This window comes from Lysinibacillus sp. RS11 (assembly GCF_042019215.1).
Lineage (GTDB): Bacteria > Bacillota > Bacilli > Bacillales_A > Planococcaceae > Lysinibacillus > Lysinibacillus xylanilyticus_A.
Window position 1 is genome coordinate 1732743 of the sequence record NZ_CP168124.1, and the last position, 13673, is coordinate 1746415.

At 35.5% G+C, this 13673-nt stretch carries 12 protein-coding genes; 10 read left to right on the top strand and 2 right to left on the bottom strand.

Annotated elements, in window-relative coordinates:
* Positions 1 to 6: 6 nt before the first annotated feature.
* The gene (locus tag AB9L17_RS08575) at positions 7 to 588 is read right to left on the bottom strand and encodes a TetR/AcrR family transcriptional regulator (RefSeq protein WP_068982639.1); all 582 of its coding nucleotides are present in this window, start codon (positions 586 to 588) and stop codon (positions 7 to 9) included.
* Positions 589 to 926: 338 nt separating this feature from the next.
* Between AB9L17_RS08575 and AB9L17_RS08580 the strand changes: the two genes are divergently transcribed.
* From AB9L17_RS08580 to AB9L17_RS08620, 9 genes are all read left to right on the top strand, one after another.
* On the top strand, positions 927 to 1250 hold the full coding sequence (locus AB9L17_RS08580; protein ID WP_375200398.1) for a PadR family transcriptional regulator: 324 nt from the start codon (positions 927 to 929) through the stop codon (positions 1248 to 1250).
* Positions 1243 to 1779 (top strand): DUF2812 domain-containing protein, encoded by a 537-nt coding sequence (locus tag AB9L17_RS08585; protein ID WP_375200399.1) that lies wholly within the window; start codon positions 1243 to 1245, stop codon positions 1777 to 1779. The genes AB9L17_RS08580 and AB9L17_RS08585 overlap by 8 nt, the downstream gene beginning before the upstream one ends.
* Before the next feature lie 340 nt (positions 1780 to 2119).
* Positions 2120 to 2641: a DUF2812 domain-containing protein gene (locus tag AB9L17_RS08590; protein WP_375200400.1), complete on the top strand. Its 522-nt coding sequence runs from the start codon at positions 2120 to 2122 to the stop codon at positions 2639 to 2641.
* Positions 2642 to 2653: 12 nt separating this feature from the next.
* Positions 2654 to 3559, top strand: a complete 906-nt coding sequence (locus AB9L17_RS08595) for an ABC transporter ATP-binding protein (protein ID WP_223555092.1) — start codon at positions 2654 to 2656, stop codon at positions 3557 to 3559.
* Positions 3537 to 4787 carry an ABC transporter permease gene (locus AB9L17_RS08600; RefSeq protein WP_375200401.1) on the top strand — a complete coding sequence of 417 codons (1251 nt, stop codon included), beginning with the start codon at positions 3537 to 3539 and terminating at the stop codon, positions 4785 to 4787. The genes AB9L17_RS08595 and AB9L17_RS08600 overlap by 23 nt, the downstream gene beginning before the upstream one ends.
* 436 nt (positions 4788 to 5223) lie before the next feature.
* A complete protein-coding gene (locus AB9L17_RS08605; RefSeq protein ID WP_068982634.1) occupies positions 5224 to 6399 on the top strand; it encodes a toxic anion resistance protein in 1176 nt (391 codons plus the stop codon).
* 280 nt (positions 6400 to 6679) lie between these two features.
* On the top strand, positions 6680 to 7213 hold the full coding sequence (locus tag AB9L17_RS08610; RefSeq protein WP_375200402.1) for a hypothetical protein: 534 nt from the start codon (positions 6680 to 6682) through the stop codon (positions 7211 to 7213).
* A gap of 140 nt (positions 7214 to 7353) precedes the next feature.
* Positions 7354 to 8259, top strand: a complete 906-nt coding sequence (gene rarD / locus AB9L17_RS08615) for an EamA family transporter RarD (protein ID WP_068982632.1) — start codon at positions 7354 to 7356, stop codon at positions 8257 to 8259.
* Between the two features lie 731 nt (positions 8260 to 8990).
* A complete protein-coding gene (locus tag AB9L17_RS08620; RefSeq protein ID WP_375200403.1) occupies positions 8991 to 10895 on the top strand; it encodes an endonuclease MutS2 in 1905 nt (634 codons plus the stop codon).
* A gap of 44 nt (positions 10896 to 10939) precedes the next feature.
* Here the strand turns inward: AB9L17_RS08620 and AB9L17_RS08625 are convergent, their stop codons facing one another.
* Entirely contained in the window at positions 10940 to 12190 is a 1251-nt protein-coding gene (locus AB9L17_RS08625) for a helix-turn-helix domain-containing protein (RefSeq protein ID WP_375200404.1), read from the bottom strand.
* Positions 12191 to 12338: 148 nt separating this feature from the next.
* Here AB9L17_RS08625 and AB9L17_RS08630 point away from each other — a divergent pair, with 148 nt between their 5' ends.
* The gene (locus AB9L17_RS08630) at positions 12339 to 13625 is read left to right on the top strand and encodes an MFS transporter (protein ID WP_375200405.1); all 1287 of its coding nucleotides are present in this window, start codon (positions 12339 to 12341) and stop codon (positions 13623 to 13625) included.
* Positions 13626 to 13673: the final 48 nt, after the last annotated feature.

Sequence of the window (13673 nt, forward strand, 5' to 3'; positions counted from 1 at the left end):
TTTTTTCTAGGGAGCTAATCCCCTAGAAAAAATTGAAACACTCGTTTTTAACAATTCTTCATTTGGCATATTTGAGACAAATGTTCCTAAGCGAGCTCGTGACATAAAATGCCCAAAATTAATAGCAATTAGTGATAACGCGGCTGCTTCCATATCAATTTCTCTAATTTTCCCTCTATCATGCATTTCCTGAAAATAATGTATTAGCTCAGTTTTAATATGAAGTGGGATATTGGCAATCTCTTCATTAATTTCAGGAAACTGCATCGCTTCTTTAAAGCCAATCATGACAAAATCCTTAATAGACATTAAAAAGTTAAAATGCTTAATAGAGAAATTTAATAAATCTGTTTCCAAATCCCATGTTACGTTTTTATTGAGCTCTTGCTGTAAAAGAGGATAATAGGAAAATTGCTCAATAATAGCTTTCAAAATCCCACGTTTGTTGCCAAAATGGCGAAAAATTGTTACTTCATTGACTCCTGCTAATTCAGCAATTGCTTTAGTTGTTGCCGCAGTATAACCTTTCTCGCTGACAAGATGTAAAGCTGCTTCAATGATCTTTTCTGCAGTTCCTTTCGATGACAAAACAATACTTCCTTTCATGCAAGTAATTACTTACATGCTAGCATAGAGTAATTTCTTGTGCAACAAAAAATATTGGCGAACAGGTGAGACGGATGGCCCTATGAACTGCTCATGTGCGGTCACGAACAGCTTGGGTATCAGTTGAAGCCGTTGCATAGTCTTATAGGTAGATACATTGGTATCATTCGAAAAATAAACAAAGATTCTTGTTTAAATAAAGAAGCCTTTTGAAAAGCTTGTAATGTGAAGAACAGAATTGACAACTATATCGACTGTTGATATATTTTATATATATCGTTGGTCGATATATTGTTAGGCGATATAGAGGGGGATGTTGTATGACACAGGAGCACCCGCCGTTAACAGAGGGCGTTTATTATATTTTATTGGCATTATTTGAGGCAAGGCATGGTTATGGCATTATGCAATTTGTAGAGGAAATGAGCAATGGCCGAGTTCGACTTGGAGCGGGAACAATTTATGGGGCGATCAAAACATTACTCGAGCGAGGGTGGATTGAGGCACTAGATGATGATGGGCGAAAAAAGGAATACATTATAACAGCGAGTGGAAAAAAAGTTATGGAATACGAAATTTTGAGATTAAGGGAACTTTTTGACAATGGCATCCGTATAACAAAGGAGGATGGAACAAATGCATAAATATCGATTAGTCGTCAACCCGTATGATATTGAGAAATGGGTTAATGAAATGGCTAGCCAAGGCTGGTATTTGCAAAAATTCACTTGGATTCGTTTTACATTCGAACGTGGTGAACCAGGTAGCTATATTTACCGCCATGATGAATTGGAGAGATTTGGTGCCTCCTATGAAGACGAATACTTAGAATTTCTGAAGTCCTCGGGAATAGAGCAGGTAGACCGATCTGGCAATTTTGTGTTTTTTAGAAAGCCAGCATACGAAGGGCCATTTGAACTTTACACGGATAAAAAAACAAAAATCAGTAATCTTTCCAAAAAAGTAACGGTACTATTTTGGGTTATCTTACTTAACTTAATGGTCGGCATCATTGGGCTCAGTGGGGATTTTTCAGAGTACGAAGTAGACTGGTTTGGATTGTCCCTAAATATAGCGAACCTCTTAGTAGTTTTGATATTTTCTATACCATTGTTCAAACTCATTCGTTTACGGAAACATTTAAAAAGAGACTTAGATGTATTTACAGATTAAAAGGAAAGATACATTTAAGAATAATCGACCGCAATTATGCGTTTAGAAAATTCTGTTTTTTAATATTGTAGTTTTGGTGAATCTATTTATTACAAAGAAATTGTGTTAAAACGAAAGAATATTAAAATATTTTTGGTGTAGGGATACTTTAAGAAAAGAAGGAAATACCAATAATTTATTTTCCGGGAAATTAGAAAATTTAAAATATTTTAAAAATAAAATTATCTTTATGTGAAGTTAAATGTTTGTTCACCCGTTTAACCAACTATGTCGATAAATTTTCTGGAGTTATTTCTGAAAATCTTAAATTCATTTCTTTCAGACTAAGTGAGGAGATTACATGAAAAAAAGAGTCTATCGCATTTTTCTAGATTATGAAAAAGAAGAGGCATGGGTCAACGACATGGCGGCACATGGATGGAATCTTAAGAAAACAATTTTAGGTTACTTTGTATTTGAAAAAGGGGAACCTGGTCAATACATTTATCGCAACGAATTAGTAAAAGGTAAGAACAAAGATTATTTTAAATTTTTAGATATGATGAATATAGAGTGTGTTTCCAAGTTTGCAGGCTGGGCCTATTATCGTAAAAAGGCATCAGAAGGACCGTTTGAGTTATTTTCAGACAATTCTTCAAAAATACATTATTTACAATCACTAAACCGACTCTTTATTCCTCTAGCATTATTCAATCTTGTTATGAGCATTACTAATTTTTCACTTGGATTAACAGTTAATCTCTTAAATTCAGCGATGGGATTTATAAACTTTTTAGTAGCGATAACGATGTGCATACTTATTTTGAAAATTGAAAAGAGAAAAAAAGGATTACAACATGAATTACATATATTTGAAGGGTAGGGAGGAAATAAGATGACATTACAATTACAACATGTCACGAAGAAGTATAAAGATTTTACAGCAGTCAATGATTTAAATTTCACCATTGAGAAAGGTGAAATTTTTGGATTGATTGGACAAAATGGTGCGGGTAAAACAACAACGTTCCGCATGATTTTAGATTTACAGGAAACAACAGCCGGCACAATTACATGGGATGGCAAGTCGGTGAATGCTATAAATCGTGATGTACTCGGTTATTTACCAGAGGAACGAGGGATTTTCCCAACTATGAAGGTAGAAGATCAGCTTTACTTTTTTGGCGAGCTGCGCGGCATGAAAAAAGCTGAGCTGAAAAAAGAAATTGATTTTTGGATCAGTCGTTTCGAGCTAGAAGAAAAGCGAAAAGATAAAGCCGAGACATTATCAAAAGGAAATCAACAAAAAGTACAATTAATAGCAAGCTTTATTCATAAGCCGCAATTCTTGATTTTAGACGAGCCGTTTAGTGGTCTTGATCCGGTAAATAAAGATTTACTAAAGGATGCAATTCTACTGTTAAAGGAACAAGGTACTACCATTTTGTTCTCTAGTCACCAAATGGATAATGTTGAAGAGCTTTGTGATCATCTTTGTTTACTAAAACGCGGTGTTTCTCTTTTTTCAGGTAGTTTACTAGATTTAAAGAAACAATACGGCAAAATTAAGCTAGCGGTACGTACAGACTGGTCGACAACACAATTGCTGGCACTTGAAGGAGTTAAAGATGTTCGTGTAGAGAAAGAGCAAACGGTGCTGACTTTAGAAGACGAAAGTTTTGCACAGAGCATTTTTGATCAGCTTGCAAATGGGAAGTACATTGAAAAATTCAGCTTAGATTATTTAACACTAGATGAAATCTTTAAAGATAAGGTAGGTGGCAACGTTGTCGAAGTTTAATTTATTAATGACACAATTATACAAATCAAAAATAAAATCTAGATCCTTTGTCTTAATGACATTACTGTACGTGGCCATTATGTCCGTCGCCGTTTTTTGGTCGGATATTAAGGAGCTTTTTACAGGCGATGAAGAGGCACAGAAAATCGCCATTGTGAATGAAACATCAGCGGATTTTAGTGAGATCTTTGTGTCAAACGGGGACATGGAGTTTATTCAGGACGAAACGAATAATAAAGTATTAGAGCAAAAGGTTAAAGATGAGAAGCTCGCAGCAACTATTACAATAAGTGATGAAAATGGTCAATTACATGCTGAAATTGCAACTTTTACTCCTTTAAAATTAAATGATCAAACAACGATTTCTTCATTATTGCAATATGCAGGTAAAAATTATGCTGTTCAGCAGCTGTCGTTATCATCAGAGCAGGCTGCGCAAATTATGGATACACAAACCGTTATTTCGAATAAAAATTTAAATGAAGAAACAGTAGGCGGTAAAAGTGAGGAAGAAAAACAATCAGGGTTAGTAGTATCATATGCTGTCGGAATTTTAATCTACTTCTTTATTTCTACTTTCCTATCAATGATTACAACTGAAATTGCCTCTGAAAAAGGTTCTCGAGCAATGGAAATGCTTCTAGTAAGTGTCAAGCCAGCAACCCATTTTAAAGCAAAAATTGCGGGAGTATTACTACTCGCTTTAACACAGATGGGCTTTATTGCAGTGGTATTCCTTGTCTACGCGAAATTTGTGAAAGGTGGAGCTGTTTGGGATATGGCAGCCGGTATTGTTAAAGAACTTTCGGTTGGCTATGTCATATATGCTATAGTATTCCTACTGTTAACAATTATCCTTTATTTAATTATTGGCGCATTATTCGGCTCGTTAGTTTCAAAAGTAGAGGAAGCTGGTCAAGTTTTAATGCCTGCCATTATTATTACAATGATGGGATTCTATGTAATGCTTTCAGGAATGGGCAATCCAGATACGATTTTAATCAAAGTTTTCTCTTATATACCGTTAACTTCTGGTATGATCATGCCGATGCGAATTGGTGCAACAGATGTTGGCGTGATGGTACCACTTATATCTTTAGGTATTTTAGTGGCGACAATTATCGTGGCTTACGTATTTAGTTTATCGTTCTATAAACGCAGCGTGCTAACATATAGTACAGGTGGCGTTATTCAGAAAATAAAAACCGTGTTAAAAGTAACAACATGATATTAAAGCAGCTACATAGGTGGCTGCTTTTTTGTCCAAATAAGGCTCATCAGGCATACATCTTCATAAATGTCTCCCACATTTTTGCTGATTGGGCCCAAATATGCTAAAACTAGAAAACAAAGCATAGTAATTCGCGTATTCAGTCGAATTTTCTAATGAAACAAGCTATAATTTATAAATGGGATTGAAGCTATGTGATCTCAAGCAAAGATTGAAGCTTTGAGTGAAGAATTGCTAGAAATCTTAAATAGCCGTGAGCGCATAACACTTTTTGTCGATAGATTTGATCCAGCTCATTATTGCTTTCAACTACAGAATCATGAGAGTGCATATTTAGTAAGTGACTCTTATTTTACAATGCTTGAATAAACGAAACTTTTTCGACTTGAAATCGTATGTAATAGAAGAGATAAATCGCAGGGGGTAAAACTTTATGTCTGAATTCGACAACGACCTATTAAAATCAAAAGATCCATTTGCATCAGAAAATCCATTATTACAGCCTAATCCATTATTACAGGTGGAGCAAGAGCAAAAACAAAAACCTGTACTTGTTTCTGAGCAAGAGCTATCACAAATTGCTCAAAATCAACGTGCATTAAAGCAAAATCCTGAAATCCATGCACTAGCACAAAAAATTGATGTAAAAGACCAAATTGCCATGTTAGAGCTTGGAAAAGAAACAGCGAATGGTATTTCTACTTTTTCAGATAAAATGCTAGCAACGATGAAAACAAGTAAACTTGAGGAATCGAGTGTATTATTAAATAATTTAAATAGAATTATGGATAAATTTGATCCTCAAGATTTTGCAGAGGATAAAAAAGGTGGCTTCCTGACAAAGCTGTTTAGCAAAGGGAAAGAACAATTAGAAAGGTTCTTATCCAAATATGATAGTATGAATAAGGAAGTAGATGTTATTCACCGTGAGATTCAAAAGTACGAAGGTGAAATGAAACGTAATACAATCGATCTTGAAAACCTATATGATCAAAACTTACATTACTTCCAAACTTTAAGTAAGTTTATTGCGGCAATTGAAGTGAAAACAGATGAGGTTCGAGCGTCATTACCAGCACTTGAACAAAAAGCACAAACTGGTGATCAATTAGCGGCAATGGAATATGAAACGATGCTACGTGCAGTGGATTTATTGGAACAACGTCGTTATGATTTGGAAATGGCGCAGCAAGTTTCGTTCCAGTCTGCACCACAAATTCGTTTAATGCAGCAAGGCAACAACCATTTAATTGCAAAAATTAACTCTGCGTTTGTTACGACAATTCCTATATTTAAGCAAGGACTTATTCATGCAGTAACGTTAAAACGCCAAAAGCTTATTTCTGATTCCATGAGTGAACTAGACCGTCGTACGAATGAAATGCTTGTACGAAATGCAGAAAATATTAGTAAAAATAGTGTTAATATTGCACGTGTGGCAGGTAGTCCAAGCATTAAAATTGAAACAATTGAAACGACATGGCAAACAATTATGACCGGTATTCAAGAAACGAAGCAAATTCAAGCAGAAACGGCGAGAAACCGTGAGGAAGGACGTAAACGCATAGAACGTTTGCAGCTTGAATACGAAAAACTGAAAAAGATGTAATCGTGAAGCTTCTTGCATTCTCTCTTACGCAAGAAGCTTTTTTTGAGCTCTATATTATTTATAGGTCCCGAAAAACCGCCTAAAGTGATGTGTTTCGGGAAGAATCACAGCATACTTAACCCGAACATCGGAATAGGAGCTTATTTATTTTGACAAAATAATAAATACTCATTATGATGATTTAAATGAGAATGGTTATCAAACGTAAAGGAAGAAGAACGATGTTAAAGAAAGCAATACCATTACACGAATTACTTAGTAATGGAGTGGAGAAAAGACGATGAAGAAAATGAATTTAACTACATTATCGTGTGAGCATTTAAAAGATGGAACGCTTGCCATAGATATGACAGAAACGCTTATGCTAGTATCGCAAAGTCGCTATCAGGAATTAATGCATATCGAAGAACTTTACAATGCTATGCATAAAGATTTAGATGAAAAGCATCATGTTTTGGAGCAGGAGCGAAAAACTTTAAAGAAACAAAATGTCCAGCTTGTAGAAGAAATGCAAAAAATGAAGCAGCAAAATGCGATCTTGCAAAAAAAGCTAACGGAATATAATTGTGTTGTAAATGAACTAAAGGAGCTTCGTCAACAAAATACAGAGCTATTAATTGAACTAAGTAAACATACAGCTTTGTCGAGGGAGTCATTATCGGGGCCGTTAAAATCTATGATACGCGATATGCGAGAACAGGGTGTAGGTATTAAGGAAATTCATATTCGAATAAAACGTCAAATTAATCCAGATATTAGTTATAGTATGGTGCGTAAATATATTTCTGAGCTAGAATCTGAAAACAAAGAGTAACGACATTGTTGCCTTAATTCAAATTTGGCATTTACAGTTACAAAGCAAAGTCCTATAATTAGTCTATTCTTTAAGATGTAAATTGTTAAAATTATGCATAGTCGTAATGGATACAAACAAGAGTAGGAGAGTTAAAGGCAATGTCAAATGAGAAAAAAGGTGTTTTGTCAGCATTTTTAGCCTATGCTTTTTGGGGTGCATTTCCTCTTTATTGGAAATTACTTGAGCATGTGCCGAGCATGGAAATTTTATTATCACGTGTCATTTGGTCCTTTGTCTTTACAGTACTAGCAGTAATAGTATTTGGAATGCGTAAGGATCTAATCGCAGATTTAAAATATTTATGGTCACACCAAAAGCATTTCTGGCAGCTTGCTGGAGCTTCATTCGTTATTTCGATGAACTGGTATTTATATATTTGGGCAGTTAACCATAACCACTTAATTGAAACGAGCTTAGGTTATTATATTAATCCTTTGCTGTCAGTTATTTTGGGGGTTATTTTCTTTAAGGAAACGCTTAGCCGAGCACAATGGATAGCTACTGGAATTGCCTTTATCGCTGTAATTATTTTAACGGTTAATTATGGTTCAGTCCCATGGGTAGCTTTACTAATTGCCGTATCATTCGCAATTTACGGTGTACTAAAAAAGAAAATTTCACTTGATGCGACAAGAGGTCTAGCCATAGAAACGTTATTTATTCTACCGTTTGCTTTAGGCTATTATGTTTACCTCTTTACAACGAATCATGCCTCATTTTTACATGTTGATGTCAAAACAGACATCCTCATGATTGTAAGTGGTATCGTGACAGCAGTACCGTTAATTTTATTTGCGAAAGGTGCACAAAATATTCCACTCTATTTATTAGGCTTTATTCAATACGTATCGCCAACGATTACGTTAGTTATAGGAATCGTGCTTTACAAAGAACCATTTAGTCAAGTAGAGCTATTGGCATTCAGCATTATTTGGGCAGCCTTACTACTGTTTTCAGGCTCGAAAATCATTGAAACGAGAAGGGCCCATCATAAATCAGCTTAAAGTTATTATTAATAATGTTGATAAAAAATCCTGTTAATGCAGGATTTTTTCATTTATCAATATAATTAAAGGCTAACGAAATAGGGTTCTATAATATTTGTTGGGGTATCCATACAATTTGAAGATGGAGGTGTAGTCGCCGAAATGTTTGTGAAAGCACCCCATTATGGCTCACCTCAATATTGAGTAGGAAACTTTACTTTTCTTCCAGCATATAGTAATATGGTGGCAGTCAATTAGATAACAATGATTATACATTATAATAAATGAGAGGTGCTTTTTGTGAGTGCGGTAGGTTCTAAATAGGAACAACTTAATGAAATAAATTTAATGACGATAGGGGATTTTTGTCATAAAGTCACCCCTTATTTAGTCGTGGATTTATTTCAACACCTATGAAGATACCTACAATACTTTATAAAGCGTGTAATGCACTGACTAAACTTCATGTAGATGAAGTCTTTTTCACGATGCTTTTTACACATGCCTTGTAATGTAAAAGCTGTGGGATCCCCACAGCTTTTTTGTTTTATTTTTGAAAATAAAGGTTCCATACTATTTGTTGAGGTGCCCCAATAAAGGGGAGGGCAATCGCCGTAGCCTTTGTGAAACTTCACATAGTGCTTCACTCTAACCTTTGATGTAGAGCCAATAAAAAATCATTGCTATCTAATAAGTAGGTATCTTCATGAATGATGATGAAAAAATCATAGTGAGGAGAATCAATAATAATGAATCAAGCTACTCTTGAGAAGTTACAATACAATGAATTAAAGGATATCGTAAAATCATACTGTGTCAGTGGATTAGGTAAACAGTTATTAGATAAATTAACACCGAGCCCCAATTTAACAGTTGTTAAAAATCGTTTGAATGAAACGACAGAGGCACGAGCAATTTTAGATGCGGAAGGCCATGTCCCATTTTTAGGCGTTTCGAATATTGACAATACGATTAAAAAGCTAGAGAAGGGTATCATCTTAGACCCAAATGAATTGGTGAGCATCTCAGACTTTTTACGAGGCTGTAGAATAATTAAAAAATTTATGCTGGAAAAGGAATTTTTTGCGCCAGTACTTGCATCCTATGCCAATTCGATGGCTGAATTTAAAAGTGTAGAAGAGGAAATCAATTTTGCTATTAAAGCAAATCGAGTTGATTCGGCAGCTAGTAGAGAACTAAAACGTATCCGAAATCATATCGAAACAACTGAGGGAAAAATTAAAGACCGTTTAACTAAATTTTTAAATAGTAGTGTCAATAAAACATATATCCAGGAATTCTTTATTAGTAAAAAGGATGATCGATACACAATCCCTATTAAGGCTTCTTATAAAAATCATGTGCAAGGGACGGTAGTAGAGGTTTCATCTAAAGGTGCAACGGTCTTTATGGAACCAAGTGCAGTAGCTAAATTAAATGTAGAGTTGAGTATTCTAAAAGCAGAGGAAGCGGTCGAGGAATATCAAATTTTGGCGACATTATCAGGGCTCTTGATGGAAAATATCCGTGAAATCAACATTAACATGGAGTTGATTAGTCAATATGATATGGTGTTTGCCAAAGCCAAGTTTAGCAAGCATATTGGAGGCGTCGAACCGAGCTTAAATGATGTTGGCTATATTAAGCTCGTCAATTGTAAGCATCCATTGTTAACAGGTGAGGCAGTGCCACTTTATTTTGAAATTGGCCAAGATTATCGCAGCTTAATCATTACAGGGCCTAATGCTGGCGGAAAAACCGTTGTGTTAAAAACAATTGGCCTGCTATCATTGGCGACAATGTCGGGCTTCCATATTGTTGCGGATAAAGGTACTGAAATAGCTGTATTTACGAATGTTTTTGTCGACATTGGTGATAATCAAAGTATCGAAAATGCACTTAGTACATTTTCATCGCATATAAAAAATCTTTCAGATATTATGAGGGCATCCAATAATAATACGCTTTTACTATTTGATGAAATCGGCAGTGGTACTGAACCAAATGAAGGGGCTGCATTAGCCATTTCCATTCTAGAGGAATTCTATCATATGGGTTGCATAACAGTGGCAACTACTCATTATGGTGAAATTAAACGTTTTTCTGAAATGCATAGTGATTTTATGAATGCGGCTATGCGCTTTAATAGTGACACATTAGAACCGTTGTATCAATTAATCATCGGAACGTCTGGGGAAAGTAATGCGCTGTGGATTTCCAAAAAGATGAATATACACGACACAGTTTTACAAAGAGCGAAAGGCTATATTGACAATAAGGATTATCATCTTGAACGAGTAAATGACAGTAAAATCAGGAAGCCAAAAATTGAGCAAGAGAAAACAAAAGTAAAGTATGAATTTAAAAAGGGCGACCGTGTGAGGCTGTTGGATCATGATGACGTTGGAATTGTTTATGAAGAAATGGATAATTTCTATAATGTTGTCGTGTTCTATGAGAGAGAATTCATAAAGGTAAATGTTAGGCGACTAGCATTAGAGCTACCAGCAACTGAATTATACCCAGAAGGATATGACGTAGAGACATTGTTTGTGGACTATAAAGAACGAAAGCTACAGCATGATATTGAGCGTGGTTCAAAAAAAGCACTACGAAAAATTCAGAAGGAAATAAGAAAAGATAAATTGAGCTAAAAACAGGGATTGCACATAAGTGTTAAATGTGCAATCCCTTTAATTTATTGAAGCGAATTAATTTGTGCTTTAATGGCAAAATACGTTTCCTCAATTTTTTGTTTATAAGGAAGATCGATTAAATCCTGAGAATCCAAATAGGCCATTTTGGCAATTTCATAGGCAGTTGTTAACTCACCGAAATGTGCATAGCAAAGTGCTTTATAGGAAAAGCACTCATTTAAACTTAATATGTCAAATGGATGTAAGATGAACGGAGGAGCGTTTGTAAAATGTTCAAATGCTTCTTTCGCTTCTTCATATCGACCGAGCAAATATAAGGATTTCCCTTTTTCTGAATAATAAAGGTTTTTTTCGAGTGTAATCGAGTCGTCATGCTTAATCGCAGCAAAACGTTCTATTTCCACTATTGCTTGCTGATAATCGTGAGTGTAATTGTTATAATAATGCGCTCTTAATACGAAAGTAAAAGCATCCACACTCACTTGTTCGGCAAAAATCCGATACTGCTCAAGCTTCTTCAACATATGCTCTACTTGCTCGAAATCATGGTCAATCATGGCACAAAACGCCCCAATACGGTACATATCATCTATATAAGAGTAAAATTGATTTTTATGTGCATTGGTAATGGTCTCGTTAATGAGCTGTTTACCTGCTTCAAGTTCGCCAATTGCTACCTGAAAAACGCAAATATAATAAGCCATTTTCACTTCATCCCGCGAATCTAATTGAAAATTTTCCTGCTCTGCCTCTTCTTTCGCCTGTGAAATACAGGCATAAGCCGTTTTGTATTTTCGATTTTCTGATAATATACCCAACTGTAATATATAGGTTTCAAACCAGTGGCTTAGTAAATTAATTTCTTTAAACATCATACGTGACTCTTGAAGCGGTGACTCCCATGTCGTTAATCCCGCAAAATATTGTGCTGCAGCGTATATATACAGTAAACGACCTCCTTCATAACTAAGGGGAAGCTCTTCTACATAAGGTTTAATCATCTCGACGATTTGCTGCGCATTATCCGTATCACTAGGTTTTAATTCCGCATACAAAATTTCTAACTGCTCTAATAGTTGACGTAGCGAAGAGGGTGTTACTTGTTCTAGTAATTCACTGGCCTTTACGCCTAAACGTTCTGCTATATATTCAAGACTTTCCATCGAGGGCTTGGCCTTATCATTTTCAATTTGACTTAGCATACCTTTTGTTAGACGATCACCGGCAAGTGCCTCTAATGTTAATTTTCGTTCTTTTCTTAATTTGCGAATTCGTGTGCCTAAAGAGTCCACTGCCTCGTCTCCTTTTTATTATAAGTAAATACAACTATTTTGTTTAATTATATTAAACTTTTTCTTGCGTGAAAAGTGGGAGCTGTGTTATATTTTGTTTAATATAATTAAACTTTTTAATTTAGTTAAAAATACGGAGGGGTTTTGGATGACTGAAGCGGAAAAATATAAAAAGGCGACGTATCATTTATGGACATTTACAGCTAGTAAAATGATTTCTATGCTTGGGGCACATGTGCTGGCATTTGGGTTCAGTTTGTATATTTTAGCTATGACGGGGACAGCAACGAGCTTTGCGACGAATATGATTTGTTCTATTTTACCACGAGCACTGCTAGCACCAGTGGCTGGTTATGTAGCGGATCATTATTCGAAAAAGCGTACGATTCTAATGGCACAAGCTGGTACCATTTTGACAGTAGGGGGCTTACTTCTTTATACAGAAACAGTTGGAATGTCAGTTTATGCTATTTATGTGACAACAATATTCAATACGATTTGCTCTGCCTTTTCAGGTGTAACGTTTTCATCTTCCATTGCAACTTTGGTTAACCCAGAACGGTTACAAAAAGCAATGTCATTTAATCAATTGTCTACGTCTGTGGCTATGATTGGTGGACCGGTAATTGGGGGAATGTTGTACGGATTTTTCCCAATGGAAGTATTTTTAATCATTAATATGGTAGCATACGCGCTTGCTTTTTGCTTAGAATCGACAATGAATTTTAATCTGTATAGTACAAGAGGGGAAGAGGTGGAAAAGGAAAAAATTTGGGCAGGGCTTGTTAGTGGTTTTCATTATATTAAGCAACAAAAAGTCATTAAAACAGTCATGTGGATTTCACTATGGATTAATTTGTTTTTCTCCGCCATCGTTGTTGGAGGGACGTATATTATTATTGAATTACTAAAAGTAAAATCAACTCATTTTGGTTTTATTGAGGCATCAGGTGCAGTTGGTATGTTAGTTGCCTCCCTTTACTTCTCTACACGGGCAGAGGTTAAAGTGCCACTACGTTTCTCTAAAATCAGCTTAATACTGTTGGCTAGTAGTTTAGGTTTGGCTGTTGTTCCATTGGTTTCAAATTTTTCTTATTTAGGAGTTGTTACTTTTTACATTGTGATTTATTTTATATTCGCTATTTTTGAAATGGGGATTAACATGCCTATTGGCGTTTATATGCAAAAGCTGATCACAGAAGAATATCGTGGACGTGTATTTGGACTGATGGAAACAATGGCAATGTCCATGATGCCGATTGGTATGATGATTTTTGGCTTCTTGTACGATACATTACCAGCAACGGTTATTTTACTTGTCACGAGTGCAATTATCGTGACGATAGCGTTAGTTATGCTGCGAACATCTGTCTTAAAAGAAGCTCATCCAGAATTTTATGAACAAAAGATAGGAACGGAGAGTGTAGCAAATTAATATCCTGCGTTGAAGGTAAAGGGGGTCACCACGTTTGTGAGGCTTTTC